This is a genomic window from Burkholderia sp. Bp9143 (assembly GCF_003853645.1).
In the GTDB taxonomy this organism is placed as follows: Bacteria; Pseudomonadota; Gammaproteobacteria; order Burkholderiales; family Burkholderiaceae; genus Burkholderia.
The window spans coordinates 1-16,759 of sequence record NZ_QTPO01000020.1 but is presented as its reverse complement, the minus strand read 5'-3'; the positions used below and the strand labels follow the sequence as shown (position 1 = coordinate 16,759).

Here is a 16,759-nt window from a genome sequence, read left to right as displayed (position 1 = left end):
GGGGTGCTCGCTCGTCATATCACCGGAACCCACACGAAAGGAGAAGGAACCATGACTGCGAAACTCAATCCGTTTGCCGCCGCCCCCGCGCTGATGAAGAACTGGATGGCCGTATCGGTCGCCGCTGCCGGGAGCCTCGAGCCGACGCTGATCGAGCTGGTCAAGATCCGCGCATCGCAGATCAACGCATGCGCGAACTGCCTTAACATGCACACCGTCGAGGCGCGCGAGCAAGGCGAGACCGAGCAGCGCATCAACCTGCTGGCCGCGTGGCGCGAAGCGCCCTGCTACACCGACCGCGAACGCGCGGCGCTCGGCTGGACCGACGCGCTCACGCGGCTGTCGGAAGGCCATGGCGCGCACGAAGCCGCGTATGCGGCGCTGAACGATCACTTCAGCCAGGAGGAACAGGTGAAACTCACGGTGATGATCAACGTGATCAACGGCTGGAACCGGCTGGCCGTCGGGTTCGGGCTGTGGATCGATCCGGCCGAAGCGAAAGCCGCTGCCGCGAAGATGGTGGCGTGATGACCCGCCTCGTTCCGGCTGCGGGCAGCGCCGAAGACCGGGCCGACGCAGCGGCGAGCTTCGACCCGCTGCGTCGCACGCTGATTCGCGTCGCGTACCGGATGCTCGGTTCCGTCGCGGACGCCGAGGACATGGTGCAGGAGGCGTTCATCCGCTGGATGGACGTCGACCGCACCGAGGTGCGCGTGCCCGAGGCGTTCCTGCGCCGCATGGTGATGCGCATGTGCCTCGATCAGCTGAAGTCCGCGCGGCACCAGCGCGAGACCTATATCGGCCCGTGGCTGCCCGAGCCGGTCGTCGAGGAAGATGAACAGGAGGACGTCACGCTGCCGCTGATGCTCGCGCTCGAACGGCTGTCGCCGCTCGAACGCGCGGCGTTCCTGTTGCACGACGTGTTCGGCCTCGCGTTCGACGAGATCGCGACGACGATCCAGCGCGACCCGGCCGCCTGCCGGCAGCTCGCTGCACGAGCACGCACGCATGTGCGCGAGGCGCGGCCGCGGTTTCATGTCGAGAAGCAGCGCGGGATCGCGCTGGCCGAGGCGTTCTTCGCGGCATCACGCAGCGGCGACATGCGCGCGCTCGGCGCGATGCTCGCCGAGGACGTAAGCCTGCATTCGGACGGCGGCGGCAAGCGCCCGGCCGCGGGCAAGCCGGTATTCGGCTTCGAGCGCGTGATGAGGGTGCACGAATACCTGGCCGAGCTGTTCGCCACGCATGCGTCGAAGCTCGTGCGTGCCGGGTTCATCAACGGGCTGCCGGGGTTCGTCACGCTGGAGGCCGACGGCGAGTTGCAGACGACCGCGCTCGAGATCGAGGACGGGAAGATCGTCGCGATCTATGTCGTGCGAAATCCTGACAAGTTGAAGCATCTGCATTGAGGGTGGCGGATGGGCGCTGTGCAGCCGCTTCCCCTGCTCCGCGCCCTGCCTCGTCGATTGCCGACTGCTTGCCATGCGCGGATCGCGTGGTGCCTCGTGCACATGCATGCGCAATTTCGGCCGCAAAAAGAAAAACGCCACGCGATGTTGCCGCGTGGCGTTCGTATGTTTGGCGAGCCGGATTGCCTGTAGGCAATTCGTGCTGCCGGACCCCTTCATTTTGTTCGTTGGTAGGCTCGATTGGATTCGAACCAACGACCCCCACCATGTCAAGGTGGTGCTCTAACCAACTGAGCTACGAGCCTAAGAAGCCGCGAATTATAGAGAGGGTTTTGGAGGAGCACAAGCCCCTTCGTGAAAATTTTTTGAATCGGGGATGAAGCTTTGGGGGATTGTCCGACGCTCGAGGCAAACCGCAATCGCATCCGGGTTCATCCTCACTGCGACGTCTCACCGGGCCGGAGCACGTTCCGTCATAATGGATTCGTCGCGAATCCGGGGCCGGGGGTTGCGAACGACAATCAAGAGCAGGAATCGGCCCGAGCCGGTCGCGGGGAACAGGCGCGCGAGATGCATGATCCGCCCGCCACAATGCACGCACCAGTAGCGCCTCGTGACGACGGCAGACCGCAACGTACGCGTAACGATATCGGGGTGGGTATGGTCGCGCTCAATCTGGTGATTCCCTGCTTCAACGAGGAAGCCGTGTTGCCGGAAACCGTACGCCGGCTCACGATCCTGCTTGACCGGCTTGCCCGCGAGGGCATCATCGACGGCGCGAGCGGTGTGACGTTCGTCGACGACGGTTCACACGACCGGACCTGGTCCCTCATCGAGGGTTTCCATGCCGCCGATCCGCGTATCCATGGCCTCAAGCTGTCGCGCAACCACGGGCACCAGAACGCGTTGCTTGCCGGCCTCATGAAAGTGAACGGCGACGTGCTGATCAGTCTCGACGCCGATCTTCAGGACGACCTCGACGCGATCCCGCGCATGCTGGGCGAATACCAATCCGGCGCCGAGATCGTATTCGGCGTGCGGCACCGTCGCGACAGCGACGGCTTCTTCAAGCGCGTCAGCGCGCGCGGCTACTACCGGCTGCTGCGCCGCTTCGGCGTGAACATCTTGCCGGATCACGCGGATTTCCGCCTGATGAGCCGCCGGGCGATCGAGGAATTGCGCGGCTTCCGCGAGGTCAACCTGTTCCTGCGCGGCATCGTGCCGCTGCTGGGCTTCCGTACCGCGATCGTCAGGTACGACCGGCAGCCGCGCTTCGCCGGCGAAAGCAAGTATCCATTGGCGAGGATGATCTTGCTCGCATCGGACGGTGTCGCGTCGTTTTCGACCAAGCCGCTGCAATGGAGCGCGTACGTTGGCGCCCTGCTCGCGCTGGCCTCGACCGTGTGCGGCATCTGGGCGCTGTCGATCCGGCTGTTCACCGACCGCTCGGTGCCCGGTTGGGCGTCCACCGTGATCCCGATGTACTTTCTCGGCGGCCTGCAGTTGCTGTTCCTCGGCGTGATCGGCGGCTATGTCGCGAAGATCTATGCGGAGACGAAGCAGCGCCCGCGCTTCATCGTCGAGAAGACGCTATGACGGGCAATCGGTCCTGTGCCGCAACGATCCGGCACGAGGCCGGCGGCGTCGGTATCTCACGCGGGGGACTCGCGCAATGGATGACAGCACGGTAAGCGGCCGCCTGCCGCGCGCGTGGCCACGTCGCGCGGTGGATCGCGCGGTGCGCGCGTTGTTCGTTGCGACGGTCGCGGCGGCCGGCCTGCTGTTCTGGCTCGCGCCGCACCCGCCAATGGTCGATCTTCCGCAGCATGCAGCGCAGGTCGCGACGCTGCACGACATGCTGCTCGGCCAGTCGCCCTGGGCGCCATTGCTGCGGATCAACCTGTTTACGCCCTACCTGCTCGGCTATGGCGCGGCAGCCGCACTGTCGTTCGTGATGCCGGTCACTGCCGCGTTCAAGGTCTTGCTGACCCTGTCGTTCTACGGTTTCGTCGCCGCGTACATCGCGCTGCGCCGGCGTCTCGGCACGGATCCGCGCCTCGACTGGCTGTGCGTGCCCGGGTTCTTCGGCTTCGCGTATGAATTCGGCCTCTATTCGTACCTGGTCGCCGCGCCGGTCGCGATGATCTTCCTTGCGCTTGCGCTCGACTATGCCGAGCAGCCGACCTCTCGCCGCGGCACTGTACTGACGCTCGTCAATCTTGCGCTGTTTTTCTCGCACGGGCTGATCTTCGTGTTCGCGAACGCGATCGGCGGGTTGTTCCTGCTCGTGCGCCGGCCCCGCACGTTTCCGCGCGCACTGCTCGCCGCGTGGCCGTATGCGGTGCTCGCGCTTGTCACGGTGCTGTACGCGCTCTTGCATCGTGACGTCGATCTGGCGCCGATGTATCCGTTCACCGTGATCTGGACCATCAATCCACTGGTCCGAATGTTTGCGGCCGTGATGTATCCCTGGGGTATTACCGCCGCCGACAGTGCACTGCTGGCGTTCCTGCTGATCGTCGCCGCACCGCTCCTGATGGCATCGAAGGCAAACCGGCACGTCGCCGCCTATGTACCGGCGATCGTCATGACCGTTGTCTGGTTCGGCGTGCCGCTGTTCGCGATCAATACGTTCTTCCTGTTTCCGCGCTTCGCGCTGTTCCTGTTTCCGTTCTATGCATTGATGTTCCGGGCGCCCATGCCGGCGGAATCCGGTCGAGGGGAGACGCCATGGCTCGCGCTGATGACGCAGTTGATCCTTGCCGGAATCTGCATCGGCTTCGTCGCGCAGCAAGGCGTGCGCGTGCTGCGCTTCGCAGACGAGAGCGCCGATTTCGAACAGGTCGCCAACGCGATCGAACCGGCGCAGCGCGGCCTCGCGCTCATCGTCGACCGGGCGAGCGTGGCCGCGGATAATCCGTTTGTCTACGAGAACTTTGCGGTCTGGTATCAGGCCGAGCATCGCGGTTTCGTCGATTTCAATGCCGCGCGGTTCCCGCCGCAGATCGTCCGCTTTCGGCTCGACCGGCTGCCCGGTGTCGGGCCGTCCGACGTCTCGCCGCAGCAGCTGTACCGGCACTTCAACTGGCAGCGGCACCAGGGGCGCCTGTACCGGTATTTCTTCGTCCGCGCCGAGACACCGCTGCCGGACGCGTTTTTCGCCAATCCGGACTGTCGCGTCGTGCGCGTGAAGACGGCGGGCGAATGGTCGGTGTATGAGAAGCAGGCTTGTCGGGGCGATTGATTGCAGTGCTGCCGCATGAGGTGCGTTGCGTCGCGGCACGTCCTGCACCGATCGCGCCATCGGGAGATTGCGATGCCACCTGGATTCATCGCGGACGACACGCCGCGGCCGTATGACGAGACGTTCTACCGGTACCAGCGCGAAGGATCGGTGCGGTCCGCGCGCGGCGTACTGCCAAGCGTCAATGCAATGCTGAGCCCCGCGAGCATCCTCGACGTCGGTTGCGGCGCCGGAGCGTGGCTCAGCGTGCACCGCGAACTCGGCGTGCAGGACCTGATCGGCATCGACGGCGACTATGTCGATCGTTCGGTATTGCTGTTCGACCACGCCCACTTCGTGCCGGCCGATATTTCGAAGCGCTTCGATCTCGAGCGGTCGTTCGACCTCGTCCAGTGCCTCGAAGTCGGCGAGCACGTGCCGAAGGCATCCAGCGAGATACTCGTCGACAATCTCGTCCGGCATGGCACGCATGTGCTGTTTTCCGCCGCGGTGCCCGGCCAGGGCGGCGAAAACCACATCAACGAACAGGGCTACGGGTTCTGGCGCGACCTGTTCGCGCGGCGCGGCTACCTGCTGTTCGATTTCGTACGGCCGCTGATCGCCGCGGACACCCGCATCGAGCCGTGGTACCGCTACAACCTACTCTTCTTCGTTGCTGCCGACGAAGTGGAACGGCTGCCGGACGCCATCAAACAACACCGCGTCGACAGCGGTTCGGGCATACCGGACGTGTCGCCGCCCGGCTACAAGGTGCGCAAGTTCATGCTCCGCTGGCTACCGGTGCGCATGAAGACCAGCATCGCCATTCTGAAGAGCCGCATGGTCGCCAACCGATTGAAGCGCAACGAGGAAGACCGGTGAAACTGTCCGTGTACGTTGTCATTCTGGCCGGCGTGTTCCTGGCTGCAACTGGCCAGGTCGCGTTCAAGGTCGGGGCCGATGGCCGCCACGCGTTCGTCGAATTCATCAACGCCTGGGTTGCGCTCGGGCTGCTCTGCTACGGCGGCGGCACGGTGCTCTGGATCTTCGCATTGAGCAAGGCCGGGCTCACCGCCGTGTATCCGTTTACCGCACTCACGTTCGTGCTCGTCTTTTTGGCCGGAATCGTGTTCTTCGGCGAGCGCGTGTCGTATGCGCAATGGGGAGGCGTCGCGATGATCCTCGGCGGGCTGTACCTGACTGCCGCGGTTCGATAGCGGGCCGACTCGTGACGAAACTTATCCACAGCGCGTTATGGATAACCGTCCGGCAAGCCTCTGGATTCACAGTGGAGCGATTGAGGATATGTCGGCGCGGCCGTGAATCGACGAAAAGTTGTTCTGTGCTTCACAGAGATGTGCCTGTGCATTGCCGGGGGTTATGCATTCCGCTTCTTGTTGAAAATTCATGGGGTTACGGATGTTATCCACTGTGAGGCGGCGGGCTTGTTAACTATCACTACGTATATATACGAACCCTGTTAACACCTTTGGATAAGCACAGTCCGGAGACTGTGATCCGGGCAGGATATGCACCGCGTGCGGTGGACGGATAACCGAATCTGCGGGCTGTGAGGCCTGCGGTCGATCAGTGAACGGGTTGGTCTGTAGAATCGCCGGGATTCAGAATGCCAAGTCCGACGGACCGGCTCACCACAGATGGCTGATTCCTCATCGACCCGGCTCGACGCATTCGATATCGACGCCGTCGTACACCGGATGCAGCAACACCCGGGCAACATCGTGTTCGAGCAACACGCGTCGATACTGGAAGTCGAAGTCCCGTGTTGTCACTACAAGGGCGTGCGATTCAACGTGAGGTTCGATCTCGCTTACGGGATGTTTGTCGATCGCGTCGGCAAGCTACCCGGTGAAGACATCTCGGAGATCGTCGGTTGGCTCATGAAGGAAGCAGGGTGACGATCAGCGAGATGAACAAACACGATATGCATGTACCATGCGACGGCATCTGGGATGCCGATCACCATCGAGCCGGGCCCCCCATTTCCGACATCGTCCCGCGTAATGCAAAGCTGCCCTCGAACAATGGCTGCTGCAACTATTTCGTTGCGGGCATGACCGCGCCTGTTTTTGCGGATGTTGACGTCGCAACGTTCGACGTAACGCTTAGGTCCGCATATTGGCGCCTGCTATGGGAAGACAGGCGTTACGTTGACGGCATCATCCCGGACGAATCCGGGTATTTCCAGCGGCAGGCCGTTCCGTGAAGTGGATCGACGCGGCATCGAATTCAAGATTCTTAATGTTCCAGCCAACGATGCTTGACAGTAAAGCCCTGATAAACCGGTAAAATCCCGCGCGATAGCGTGACAGACACCATCCGAGGGTGCTGAAATAAAAAAGGGCCGCATCATGAACATGCCGGACATCGGCGCCGCGATTCGCGGTGGCTTGCTTCAGCAGGACCGTTTGCTCAAGCTGGATACGCCGCTTGGCGCCAACGCACTCACCGTACAGCGCGCGGTGGGCCGATCGCGGATCGGCCGAGACTATTCGTTCACGCTCGACGTGATATCAGGCGACGACGGCCTCGAACTCAAGAAGCTGATTGCGCAACCTGCGACGCTCTGGATTCAGCAGGCGGACAATTCCTACCGGCCCATCAGTGGGTACGTGTACACGGCTCGCCGACTTGGTGCGAACGGCGGCCTGACGACCTATCAGCTGGAACTGCACACATGGATGCACGTGCTCCGGTTTCGCCGGGACGAGAAAATCTGGATCGACCGGAACGCCGAGGACATCATTTCCGACGTGCTGGGCACGCACCCGGAAGCGCGCGGGCGGTTCCGTTTTGCGTTGTCTCAGCCGTTGGCGAATCGGTCGTTCACGCGACAGAGTGAAACGGACTGGAACCTCGTGCATCGGTTGATGGAAGACGAAGGGCTCTACTGCGCGTGGCAGCAGGCTGACGACGGCAAGTCGCATACGCTCCTGATCACCGACAACTTGCAGGCGTTCGCGCCGCTGTCGCCGGAAACCGTGCGCTTCTACCACGGTGGCGCGGCGGGTGAAGCCGATGCGTTCACGCAATGGTCGGGTACGCGCACGCTGCAGAGCGTGACCCTGACGACACGTACGTTCGATTACAAGAATCCAGCGCAGTCTGCGAACCCGAAAGGGACATCGGTGCCGACGATGGGCGGCCAGGGGGCATTGCCCGACCAGCTCGAGGTGTACGAGTACACGGGCGGCTATACGTATCTGGACCAGTCGCGTGGCGACCACCTGTCGAAGATCCGGATGGAGGGATGGGAGTCGCAGGCGAAGCGCTTCCTCGGGTCGGGCGGCGTTCGGGGCATCGATGCGGGCCGGCGTTTCACGCTGGCCGATCATCCCGAGCACGATCGCGATTCCGCCGAGCAGCGTGAGTTTGCCGCGATCGAAGTCGCATGGTGGATCGAGAACAACCTGCCGATGCCCGGCACCGATTCGGATTTCCCGCATAGCCTGGCGCGCGCGCTGGACCGGACACGCGCCCGATACGAAAACACGCCTGGACTGCAGGTATCGCACGACGACGGCTCGAGCGGCTTCTATCTCGTCGAAGTCGAGGCGCAGCGCGCCAGTGTGCCGTATCGCAGCCCGTTCGAACACGAGAAGCCGGAGATGCACCTCGAGACGGCGCTCGTCGTCGGGCCGCAGGGCGAGGAAGTCTATACCGACGAGTTGAACCGGATCCGTGTGCAGTTCGTGTGGGACCGCCTCAACCCGGGCAACGAGAACGCGTCGTGCTGGGTGCGCGTCGTGCAGTCGGATACCGGTGGCGGCTATGGCGGCGTGCATGTGCCGCGGATCGGCGAGGAAGTGCTGATCGACTACGTCGGCGGCGATTGCGACCGGCCGCTCGCGGTCGGGCGCGTGTACAACGGCTCGAACCAGCCGCAGTGGCATAGCGACGGGATTCTCTCCGGCTATCGGTCGAAGGAGTATTCGGGCAGCGGCTACAACCATCTCGTGATGGACGACGCGACCGGGCAGAACCGCGTGCAGCTGATGAGCAGCAGCGCGAACAGCCTGCTGCATCTCGGCTACCTCATCGACCAGAACGGCAATTCGCGCGGGTTGTATCTGGGCAGCGGGTTCGACCTGCGTTCGGACGCCTACGGCGCGGTGCGGGCGAGCCAGGGCCTGTACGTCACCACCCATCCGAAGGCGCCGAACAGCCAGCCGCTCGACGTGAAGGAGGCGCAGCAGCAGTTCGTGACGGGAGAGAGCCTGGTCGAGGCGATGTCGGGCGTGAGCGAGCAGCATCAGGCGGAGAGCCTGAAGGGCGCGCACGACACGATGCGCGCATTTGCCGACGCAACGCAGAACAACGTGTCGGGCAGCACCTCGGGCGGACGCACGGCAGGAGGCGGCACGGGCAGCGCGAATGCGTTCAAGGAGCCCGTGATGCTGTTCGGCAGCCCGTCCGGAATCGGGATGTCGACGCAGCAGTCGCTGCACATGGTCGCGAACGATCACGTGAACGTCGCGAGCGGGCAGAGCGTGCATGTCGCGGCGGGCAAGTCGCTGATCGGCAGCATCGGGCAGAAGCTGAGCCTGTTCGTGCAGAACGCGGGGATGAAGCTGTTCGCGGGCAAGGGCAAGGTCGAGATCCAGGCCCAGTCGGACAACATCGAGGTGACCGCGCAGAAAGCGGTGAAGGTTGTGTCCGCAACCGATCGGATCGAGATCGCGGCCGATCAGGGGATCGTGCTGACGAGCGGCGGTGCGTACATCCGGATCAAGGATGGCAACGTCGAGGTTCATGCGCCCGGCAAGGTCGACATCAAAGGCGCGTCGCATACGTTCGCGGGGCCGACGAGCATGGCATATCCGCTGCCGGCGATGCCGACTTCCACGCATGCTGCGGCGCTGCAATACCAGTATCACGACAACGAGCCAGTCCAGGGCGCGAAGTACGTTGCGACGCTGCCCGATGGCACCACGCGCGAAGGCGTGCTCGATTCGCAGGGCCGGATGCATCTGGAGAACGTGCCGGCCGGCGCCATCAAGGTCGAACTCGGGCCGGATGCGCGCGCGTATGCGCGCAAGGATACGACCGCTAATCCCGACTACAAGGGAGAGCGTCTTTCCGATGGCGACATCGATTCAATCATCAACAAGCACGGGGGAGCGTGAGCGTGAGCTGGACGATCGATGATTTCAGGGCAACGTCGCTGGAAGTCGGGCAGTGGTGCTGGGGAACGCTGGAAGGCGCATTCAACGAAAAACAGACAATCAGCCAGATCATCGTCGATGCGGTGATCGGGATGATTCCGCTCGTGGGCGACGCGACCGCCGTTCGGGATCTGCTGGCCGTCAGCATCGGCATGAGCCAGGATCCGGTCAAGCGGAACGATACGATGCAGCGCGTGCTGCTGGTCGTACTCATCTTCGCGCTGATCCCGGTGGTGGGCGGTGTCATCAAGGGCGTCGGGCGTTTGCTGCTGAAGGTCACCGGAGATGTCGCGAAAGATGCCGAACTGCTCAAGGCGGTTGTGCAATTCCTGAACCGGATGGGGCACGGCGACGCACCGAAGTGGTTGAAGGCGCTGGATCTGGCCAAGTATCAGGCGCAGGCGATCTCGCGGCTGAAGGACTTTTGCGCGACGGTTCGCGTGGCCATCGAGCGTTCGCTCAATGCGCGCGTCGGTCGAATGCTGCCCGACAAATGGCGGGCCGCGCTCGAGCGTGTCAGTAGCGGCTTCCACGCGATTCAGGACATGGCAGACAAGATCGTGCCGGAGGCGATCAAGGAGCTGAACGCGAAGCTCAAGGTGCTGCAGAACATGGTCTATCGCGGCGAGGTGCATGAAATCGCGACGGGCGGTGTGCCGAAGGTCCAGCGCGAGGCCGAAGCGTATCTGCAGGAGCGCAGGCTTGCCCGCGATATTCGTCGGGGTCGTTTTCCGTCGGCGGAATGCCTGGCTGACGAAGGTAAGGTCGAAGCGTGGCTCAAGGCGAAATACGGCCCGAAAATTGCCGAGGGATGGCCGGACATTCTTGCCAAGATAGGCAAGATGCCAATGTTCGGCAAAGACAAGGTCTTTACCGATGTCGCATCGTTCAGCGGCGAGATCAAGGCACTGACGGCAAAGGAGCTCGCGGGCAAGAAGGTGTTTCGCGTGTTTGGCAACCCGTCCGAACTGGCGATATACCCGGGTGGTAGCTCGGCGGGCGGCAGAAGCCCCGCGTTCTGGGGATTCGGCGAGCCGCCGAAGACCGCGGAGGAGTGGCGCAGGCTTTGTGCGGTGCTGGATGCGTGGAACGGCAACGGGTTCATCGTGGTCATGCAGTTGCCGCACGATTTCGGTGAGCGGATGCCGACAGCCAATGCGTGGGCTGGCAAGATTGCCGAGCAGTATGGCTCGGTGACGCCCGTTCAGTATCTTGAAGGCGGCGCCGATCAATTGGTCGTCGACTTCGGCAAACTGTCGGAATATGTGACCGCAGAAGGAAACAAGATCAAGAAGGAATTCGAGAATTTCACCGGGCACGCGAATCTGCACGTCGAGAGGGAGTTCGACGGCGTCAAGATCGAGTTCCACAAGACGAACTGGGAGAATGTCGAGAAGGTCTACGGCTACAGCAAGTACGAGGACGACATCCACTACTCGACGGATACGCGTCGGCTGGCGAGTGACGAAATCCAGACCAAGGCGACCAACAGCAAAGTGACCGCAGCGACACGATCGGCAGCGAATTACGAAGGTCAGCGATGACGAATACGATCAAGCAATACGACATGACGGATGACACGACGCGGCGCAGGATTTTCTGGCTGCTTCAACGGCTGACCAGCTTTTCGCTCTGGAAGCGCAAGCGCGATGCCTTTGTGATCTTCGCGAACGAGTATGAAAATGCGGTGAAGACTTGGCCGGAAGACGATCCGGAGCGCGTACACGCAGACCATTTGCCGACCATCTTCGAAATACTCGCTTCTTACGATCGAGGATTGACGGAGCTGGCCCGGGGGTATCGATTCGTGTGGCAGCGTGGCGAGCCGCTGGAATACGCGATTGATCGGTACGACTATTTGAACGCGTATTTCTTCCCGCATCAGGATTACTGGGAGCGCGGTGCGCAGATGGCTGCCTACCCGCCGAAGATCGATGCGCTGGCCCAACTGCTGCACGCATCGGAATACCAGATGGAGAATGCTCCGTTAGAGCCGTCGAGTTTGAACAACGACCTAGCACAACTGCGCTCGGTAGGGCTGCTGCTGTCCCCGGGTGCATACGAGAACACCTTCTACACGCTCCCGTATCCGGTGTTTCCGGAGAACCTGCCCGAGGTTCCGGAAGCCGTCGGGCCGGTGATCAAGTCCGGCGAGAAAGTGCCTTGCGACGGCATCTGGGAACCCGTTGCCGTCGAGCAATCGAAGTTGCTGGGTGTCGTGCCGGTCGGCAATCGCAGCTTGCGCAACAACGGCTGCTTCAATTATTTCATTCGGGACATCCGTGCGCCGAACCTCAGGGACGACGAGACGCGAACGGCCGTCAAGACGCACTGGCGACTGTTGTGGGAAGACAAGCGATACGTGGGCGGCGTCATCCCCGACGAATCGCAGTATTTCCTCGAGCCGCCGCAAGCGCCGCAGCCGAAGCAGGAAACCGTCGCGCAGGTCCGCACCGGCGATCGCTGTCCGGTTACCGGTGAATGGCAGACGGACGAATACGGCGGCAAGACGCTGCGCGTCGAAGCTGGGGCGGCCATGCCGGACATGCTGGTCAGGGACAACCTGGGCGAGCTCAAGGTGCACTGGGTGACGTGGCGTCTGGTGAAGCGCGCGTAGAGCGGAAGCGGAAGGACAGGCGGATGGCCCGCCTCGGGAGAAGGGCATGAGCAGATTGAATTTCGGCACGGTTGACCGTTGTTCCGTCAAGTTCAATACCGCGACGCTTCTTGGCCTGCAGGCGGCCTACGAGAACTTCTCGACCACCGGTCAGGATTCGCGCAATTTCGAGATATGCATCACGGACGAAAGCGCGGCCCGTGGGGCCCCGATGGACGAGCACGACGTCATCAGCGTCACGTTCGTTGCAAGGATGCCTCCCGGTGTACGCGGGCTCGGCAATGCAAGCCCTCTCGGGACGTCGATCAAGTACGTGGTTTCCCCGGAAACCGGCGAGATTCTCGGGATTTACCTGACCAAGTGACGTCCATGCCGGCGTAGCGCCTGATCTTCACGTGTGGATAACCGGCACGCAAAACAATCCGAAACGCTGTGCGACCCACCGGTGAGCATCGACCCGAAACGCTCACGTGCATGTGGACAACCCGAACGCAGCCGAATCAAAACCCTGTGCATTGGCTTGGTGAGGGCGGTGTGGATATCGTCACCCAAAGCCACACGAAAGGCTGTGCGCCTCAAAGGTGAGGAGTTCGACGAGCGGTGGCGTGCTGAGTCGTTGCGGCCGATGTGGATATCCTGCGCCGAAACGACGCCAAACCCTGTGACACCGGAACCGAAGAGGGTACGCCCATTCGCGAACACATCGCGACGATGTTTGCGGTGTGGACAACCATCACGAAAGCGAATCCAAACGCTGTGGACCCGAACGGTGAGCGTAAGCGCTTTCGGACTGGTCGAGCCGCACCGGCCGGACCGCAGGCCGCGCGCAACGGCCACCAACGAACCGCGCATTGCCCCGATCAAATCTGCTGATCAAGCGCCCGCACGACTGCTTGTTCCCCGAGATTATCCGCGGGCCCGACGACCGCATAGTTGAGCCCGTTCACGGACCCATACCGCGCCAGCAACGTCCCGTCCACGCGTTGCCCGGCCGGCAGCAGCCGATGTTCCGATTCCGCAGGCCGGAGATAGAAGCTCAGCGTGCGCCCGGCATCGTCCTCATAGAGCACCATCGCAGCCGTGGCGCCACTGTCCGTCGTAAACAACCGTCCACCAACCGGCCTGAACCCCGCCGCACTCAAATCCGGCAGCTTCGCCGACGCCCCCACGCGCCTGGTGAGCCACCCCTGCAAATCGCCCGCACTCGTCGGCCGGAAATCCACCTTCGCCGTCTGATCGACCACCATCATCCGGTAAGCCTCGACCGCATCGCTCATCGGCGCGATGGGCGGCGCCGCGTTCCACCCGCGCGCCTGCCACCCGCCGAACGTCCCGAGCCCGATACAGAACACGAACGAAGCCGCCATCGCGAACCGCATCCGCGAGCGCTCCGCGCGTCGTGCCCGAATCGCGGCCGGATCGAGCGCGAGGTTCTCGTTCGGCATCCGCACGCTTTCGAGCGCGGCCCGCAACCGCTGCGCATCCTGCTGCCATCGCTTCACCTGTTCCGCACTCTCCGGATGCAGCGCGAGATATCGCTCGACCGCGGCGCGCGCATCGTCGTCGAGCTGGCCGTCGACATAGGCCTGGAGATCGTGTTCGTCGGGGCGGAGGGTGTTCATTTCATCAAGCGGAGAGAAGGAGCGGGAAGCTCGCCGTCGCTGAGCTGGCGCAACGCTTGGCGCGCGCGGGAGAGTCGCGACATCACGGTGCCGATCGGCACCTCGAGCAGGTCGGCGACTTCCTGATACGTGAAGCCCTCGACCGCGACGAGCAGCAGCAGGCTGCGCTGCTCGTCGGATAGCTGGCCGAACGCCTCGAGCGTCGCGCGCGCGGTGACTTCGCGTTCGGCGGACGGCCAGTGCGGCTCGTCGTCGGTGCGAATGCGGCCGAGCAGCCATGCGTAGCGCTTCGCGCTGCGTTTGCCGTCGAGGAACTGCCGGTAAAGGATCGTGAAGAGCCAACTGCGCAGCGACGCGTCGTCGCGGCGGCTCGCCCAGCGCGACAGTGCGCGCTCGAGCGTCGACTGGACGAGATCGTCGGCCGCGTGGACGTCGCGCGCCAGCCAGAGCGCGAAGCGTCGCAGCCTGGGGATGAGTTCGCGCAATGCGTCGTCGTCGGGGGCGTTTTGGGGCATGGCCGGGGGCGCGAGCCGATAAGCGTGGAGATGCCGCGTAGGACGCCGGTCGGCGCCACTTATTCCGTCAGCATACGAAAAATTTCTTCATGGAATAAAGCGGCACGGGTGGCGTCCTACGCCCGTTCGACAATGATCTGACGATCGGGAGTGCATCCATGAAGCAATCTTCCTCTTCTTTGCCGCCGCGCGAGCCCGGGCGCGGGTGGTGGCGCTGGGCCGCGATTGGCGGCGCGGTGGCCGGCGTGGCCGTGGCGTTCGGGTATGTCGGCGGGTGGCTCGCGCCGGCGCGTCTGACCCCGCACCGGCTCGTCGACGCGCTGCAGACGGCCGGCGGCGAGCATCCGGGCTTCCGGCGCAATCATGCGAAGGGCGTGTGCGTGACCGGTTACTTCGAGGGCAACGGCGCCGCGAGCGCGTATTCGGTCGCGCCATTCTTCAAGGCGGTGCGCACGCCGGTGGTCGGGCGGTTCGCGCTGCCGGGAGGAAATCCGTATGCGCCGGACAGCAGCGTGCCGATCCGCAGCCTCGCGCTGAAGCTCACCGCGCCGGACGGCCAGCAATGGCGGACCGGGATGAACGCGATGCCCGTGTTTCCGGTGGCGACGCCGAAGGCGTTCTACGCGCAGTTGCTGGCGACCCGGCCAGATCCGGCGACGGGCAAGCCCGATCCGGCGAAGGTGAAGGCGTTTTTCGGCGCGCATCCGGAGACGGCCGCGTTCCGCGCATGGGTGAAGGGTGCGAAGCCGAGCGCGAGCTACGTCACCGAAAGCTATTACGGGCTGAACGCGTTCTACTTCGTCGATGCGGCCGGCAAGCGCCAGGCGGTGAGATGGCGCGTCGTGCCGGAGCAGACGGCCGGCGCCGGGGACGTCGCGACGGCCGCGGATCCGAACGTGTTGCAGCAGGACCTGACGCGGCGCATCGCGGATGGTGCGCAGAAGTGGAAGCTGCTGGTCACGCTCGCGGAGCCCGGCGACTCGGTGAACGACGCGACGAAGACCTGGCCGGCGCAGCGGACGACGATCGACGCGGGGACGCTCGTGCTCGATCGCGTGGAGCCGCAGGACAGCGGGCCGTGCCGGGACGTGAATTACGACCCGACGGTGCTGCCGCAGGGGATTCAGGTGTCGGGGGATCCGTTGCTGGCGGCGCGGTCGGCGGCTTATGCGGATTCGTATCTGCGCAGGACGAGTGAAGAGGCCGGCGTGGCCGGCGCGGCGCGATTGAGTGCGGAGGGACGATGATGAAGGCTGCTACGACGTTTGGCTTGCCGGCGAGGCTGCTGCATTGGGTGATGGCCGCGATGATCGTCGCGATGCTGTTCATCGGCGTGGGGATGGTGGCGTCGGTTTCCGGGCGGCACGATTTCCTGGTGGCGTTGCACAAGCCGCTGGGGATTGCTGTGCTGGTGCTGGTTTGTGTGCGGATCGTGGTGCGGTTCGTATCGAAGCCGCCGGCGTTGCCCGAGGATCTGCCTGGGTGGCAGAAGGTTGCCGCGCATGGGTCGCATCTGGTGCTGTATGCACTGATGGTCGCGATGCCGCTGATCGGCTGGGCGATGCTTTCGGCTGGCGGGTATCCGGTGACACTGGGTGGCGGCGTGCAGTTGCCGGCGCTGGTTTCCGCGGATCCGGTGACGTTTGCCTGGCTCCGGGTCGCGCATCGGGTGTTGGCTTACCTGTTCTTCGCGACGTTCCTCGCGCACTTTGCGGCTGCGCTGTATCACGGGTTGATCCGGCGGGACGGAGTGGTGAGGGCGATGGTGGGGCAGTGAGCGACGGAGGGTTGCGTTCGATGCGGCGGGTGTTCACGGGCTACCGGGGCCCGTCCGCCGTGTCGCTTATATATGACCAATGGGGCGGCTCAACGGACCCCTGGCACCGCTTGTAAAAATAATTTCACAAAGGGGGTTGCGGAGACAGGGACGGGTGCTTAGAATCACGCCTCTTTCGCGCTAACGGAAACGCAGCGCGAGAGGAAAGAAGGGAAGCGGTGCGGTTGATGGCAGGTTGTAAAGCCCCGACGCACAAGGAGTTGAATCTAAACCGTCGCAACGAAGTAGTTAAAAAGTTGTTGACGAGTTTTTAAAAACAACTCATAATTTCGCTTCTCTGCTGCTGAAAACGCAGCGCTGCTGGGAAACACGAAGTTTCTCGCAGAAATGCTCTTTAAAAATTAACAGCC

At 63.3% G+C, this 16,759-nt stretch carries 16 protein-coding genes and 1 tRNA gene; 14 read left to right on the top strand and 3 right to left on the bottom strand.

The features are described 5' to 3' along the window. Nucleotides 1-51 precede the first annotated feature (51 nt). Nucleotides 52-528 carry a carboxymuconolactone decarboxylase family protein gene (locus tag DIE23_RS16735; protein ID WP_059602222.1) on the top strand — a complete coding sequence of 159 codons (477 nt, stop codon included), beginning with the start codon at nt 52-54 and terminating at the stop codon, nt 526-528. Further along, a complete protein-coding gene (locus DIE23_RS16730; protein ID WP_124613164.1) occupies nt 528-1,409 on the top strand; it encodes a sigma-70 family RNA polymerase sigma factor in 882 nt (293 codons plus the stop codon). Before DIE23_RS16735 ends, DIE23_RS16730 begins: the two co-directional genes overlap by 1 nt. Nucleotides 1,410-1,637: 228 nt before the next feature. On the opposite strand, the gene DIE23_RS16725 is transcribed toward DIE23_RS16730, so the two are convergent. Continuing rightward, a tRNA-Val gene (locus tag DIE23_RS16725) sits at nt 1,638-1,714 on the bottom strand. A 355-nt stretch (nt 1,715-2,069) separates the two neighbouring features. Between DIE23_RS16725 and DIE23_RS16720 the strand changes: the two genes are divergently transcribed. The 10 genes from DIE23_RS16720 (at nt 2,070) to DIE23_RS16675 (ending at nt 12,799) form a co-directional block, all read left to right on the top strand. Further along, nucleotides 2,070-3,005, top strand: coding sequence for a glycosyltransferase family 2 protein (locus DIE23_RS16720; RefSeq protein ID WP_124613163.1), 936 nt, complete (start codon nt 2,070-2,072; stop codon nt 3,003-3,005). A 76-nt stretch (nt 3,006-3,081) separates the two neighbouring features. After that, entirely contained in the window at nt 3,082-4,653 is a 1,572-nt protein-coding gene (locus DIE23_RS16715; protein ID WP_124613162.1) for a hypothetical protein, read from the top strand. 72 nt (nt 4,654-4,725) lie between these two features. Further along, nucleotides 4,726-5,514 carry a methyltransferase domain-containing protein gene (locus DIE23_RS16710; protein WP_124613161.1) on the top strand — a complete coding sequence of 263 codons (789 nt, stop codon included), beginning with the start codon at nt 4,726-4,728 and terminating at the stop codon, nt 5,512-5,514. Further along, entirely contained in the window at nt 5,511-5,849 is a 339-nt protein-coding gene (locus DIE23_RS16705; protein ID WP_124613160.1) for an EamA family transporter, read from the top strand. The genes DIE23_RS16710 and DIE23_RS16705 overlap by 4 nt, the downstream gene beginning before the upstream one ends. 441 nt (nt 5,850-6,290) lie before the next feature. Next, nucleotides 6,291-6,551: a hypothetical protein gene (locus tag DIE23_RS16700; RefSeq protein WP_124613159.1), complete on the top strand. Its 261-nt coding sequence runs from the start codon at nt 6,291-6,293 to the stop codon at nt 6,549-6,551. Nucleotides 6,552-6,562: 11 nt separating this feature from the next. Next, on the top strand, nt 6,563-6,859 hold the full coding sequence (locus DIE23_RS16695) for an Imm72 family immunity protein (RefSeq protein ID WP_124613158.1): 297 nt from the start codon (nt 6,563-6,565) through the stop codon (nt 6,857-6,859). Nucleotides 6,860-7,004: 145 nt separating this feature from the next. Continuing rightward, on the top strand, nt 7,005-9,779 hold the full coding sequence (locus DIE23_RS16690) for a type VI secretion system Vgr family protein (protein ID WP_124613157.1): 2,775 nt from the start codon (nt 7,005-7,007) through the stop codon (nt 9,777-9,779). A gap of 2 nt (nt 9,780-9,781) precedes the next feature. Continuing rightward, a complete protein-coding gene (locus DIE23_RS16685) occupies nt 9,782-11,362 on the top strand; it encodes a hypothetical protein (protein ID WP_124613156.1) in 1,581 nt (526 codons plus the stop codon). Then, nucleotides 11,359-12,435: an Imm72 family immunity protein gene (locus tag DIE23_RS16680; RefSeq protein ID WP_124613155.1), complete on the top strand. Its 1,077-nt coding sequence runs from the start codon at nt 11,359-11,361 to the stop codon at nt 12,433-12,435. The genes DIE23_RS16685 and DIE23_RS16680 overlap by 4 nt, the downstream gene beginning before the upstream one ends. Before the next feature lie 46 nt (nt 12,436-12,481). After that, a complete protein-coding gene (locus tag DIE23_RS16675; RefSeq protein WP_124613154.1) occupies nt 12,482-12,799 on the top strand; it encodes a hypothetical protein in 318 nt (105 codons plus the stop codon). 496 nt (nt 12,800-13,295) lie between these two features. Here the strand turns inward: DIE23_RS16675 and DIE23_RS16670 are convergent, their stop codons facing one another. Both DIE23_RS16670 and DIE23_RS16665 read right to left on the bottom strand, forming a co-directional pair. After that, complete coding sequence (locus DIE23_RS16670; RefSeq protein WP_124613153.1) at nt 13,296-14,057, bottom strand: anti-sigma factor; 762 nt, start codon at nt 14,055-14,057, stop codon at nt 13,296-13,298. Beyond that, nucleotides 14,054-14,572, bottom strand: a complete 519-nt coding sequence (locus DIE23_RS16665) for a sigma-70 family RNA polymerase sigma factor (protein WP_124613152.1) — start codon at nt 14,570-14,572, stop codon at nt 14,054-14,056. Before DIE23_RS16665 ends, DIE23_RS16670 begins: the two co-directional genes overlap by 4 nt. 158 nt (nt 14,573-14,730) lie before the next feature. Between DIE23_RS16665 and DIE23_RS16660 the strand changes: the two genes are divergently transcribed. Both DIE23_RS16660 and DIE23_RS16655 read left to right on the top strand, forming a co-directional pair. Then, a complete protein-coding gene (locus tag DIE23_RS16660) occupies nt 14,731-15,819 on the top strand; it encodes a catalase family peroxidase (RefSeq protein WP_124613151.1) in 1,089 nt (362 codons plus the stop codon). After that, nucleotides 15,816-16,349, top strand: coding sequence for a cytochrome b (locus DIE23_RS16655; RefSeq protein ID WP_124613150.1), 534 nt, complete (start codon nt 15,816-15,818; stop codon nt 16,347-16,349). The genes DIE23_RS16660 and DIE23_RS16655 overlap by 4 nt, the downstream gene beginning before the upstream one ends. Nucleotides 16,350-16,759 lie beyond the last annotated feature (410 nt).

What these genes read in the sequence shown, in the direction of transcription:
- DIE23_RS16735 (WP_059602222.1), top strand. Translation starts at nt 52, where the DNA reads ATGACTGCGAAACTCAATCCGTTTGCCGCCGCCCCCGCGCTGATGAAG.
- DIE23_RS16730 (WP_124613164.1), top strand. Translation starts at nt 528, where the DNA reads ATGACCCGCCTCGTTCCGGCTGCGGGCAGCGCCGAAGACCGGGCCGAC.
- DIE23_RS16720 (WP_124613163.1), top strand. Translation starts at nt 2,070, where the DNA reads ATGGTCGCGCTCAATCTGGTGATTCCCTGCTTCAACGAGGAAGCCGTG.
- DIE23_RS16715 (WP_124613162.1), top strand. Translation starts at nt 3,082, where the DNA reads ATGGATGACAGCACGGTAAGCGGCCGCCTGCCGCGCGCGTGGCCACGT.
- DIE23_RS16710 (WP_124613161.1), top strand. Translation starts at nt 4,726, where the DNA reads ATGCCACCTGGATTCATCGCGGACGACACGCCGCGGCCGTATGACGAG.
- DIE23_RS16700 (WP_124613159.1), top strand. Translation starts at nt 6,291, where the DNA reads ATGGCTGATTCCTCATCGACCCGGCTCGACGCATTCGATATCGACGCC.
- DIE23_RS16695 (WP_124613158.1), top strand. Translation starts at nt 6,563, where the DNA reads ATGAACAAACACGATATGCATGTACCATGCGACGGCATCTGGGATGCC.
- DIE23_RS16690 (WP_124613157.1), top strand. Translation starts at nt 7,005, where the DNA reads ATGAACATGCCGGACATCGGCGCCGCGATTCGCGGTGGCTTGCTTCAG.
- DIE23_RS16680 (WP_124613155.1), top strand. Translation starts at nt 11,359, where the DNA reads ATGACGAATACGATCAAGCAATACGACATGACGGATGACACGACGCGG.
- DIE23_RS16675 (WP_124613154.1), top strand. Translation starts at nt 12,482, where the DNA reads ATGAGCAGATTGAATTTCGGCACGGTTGACCGTTGTTCCGTCAAGTTC.
- DIE23_RS16670 (WP_124613153.1), bottom strand. Translation starts at nt 14,057, where the DNA reads ATGAACACCCTCCGCCCCGACGAACACGATCTCCAGGCCTATGTCGAC.
- DIE23_RS16665 (WP_124613152.1), bottom strand. Translation starts at nt 14,572, where the DNA reads ATGCCCCAAAACGCCCCCGACGACGACGCATTGCGCGAACTCATCCCC.
- DIE23_RS16660 (WP_124613151.1), top strand. Translation starts at nt 14,731, where the DNA reads ATGAAGCAATCTTCCTCTTCTTTGCCGCCGCGCGAGCCCGGGCGCGGG.
- DIE23_RS16655 (WP_124613150.1), top strand. Translation starts at nt 15,816, where the DNA reads ATGATGAAGGCTGCTACGACGTTTGGCTTGCCGGCGAGGCTGCTGCAT.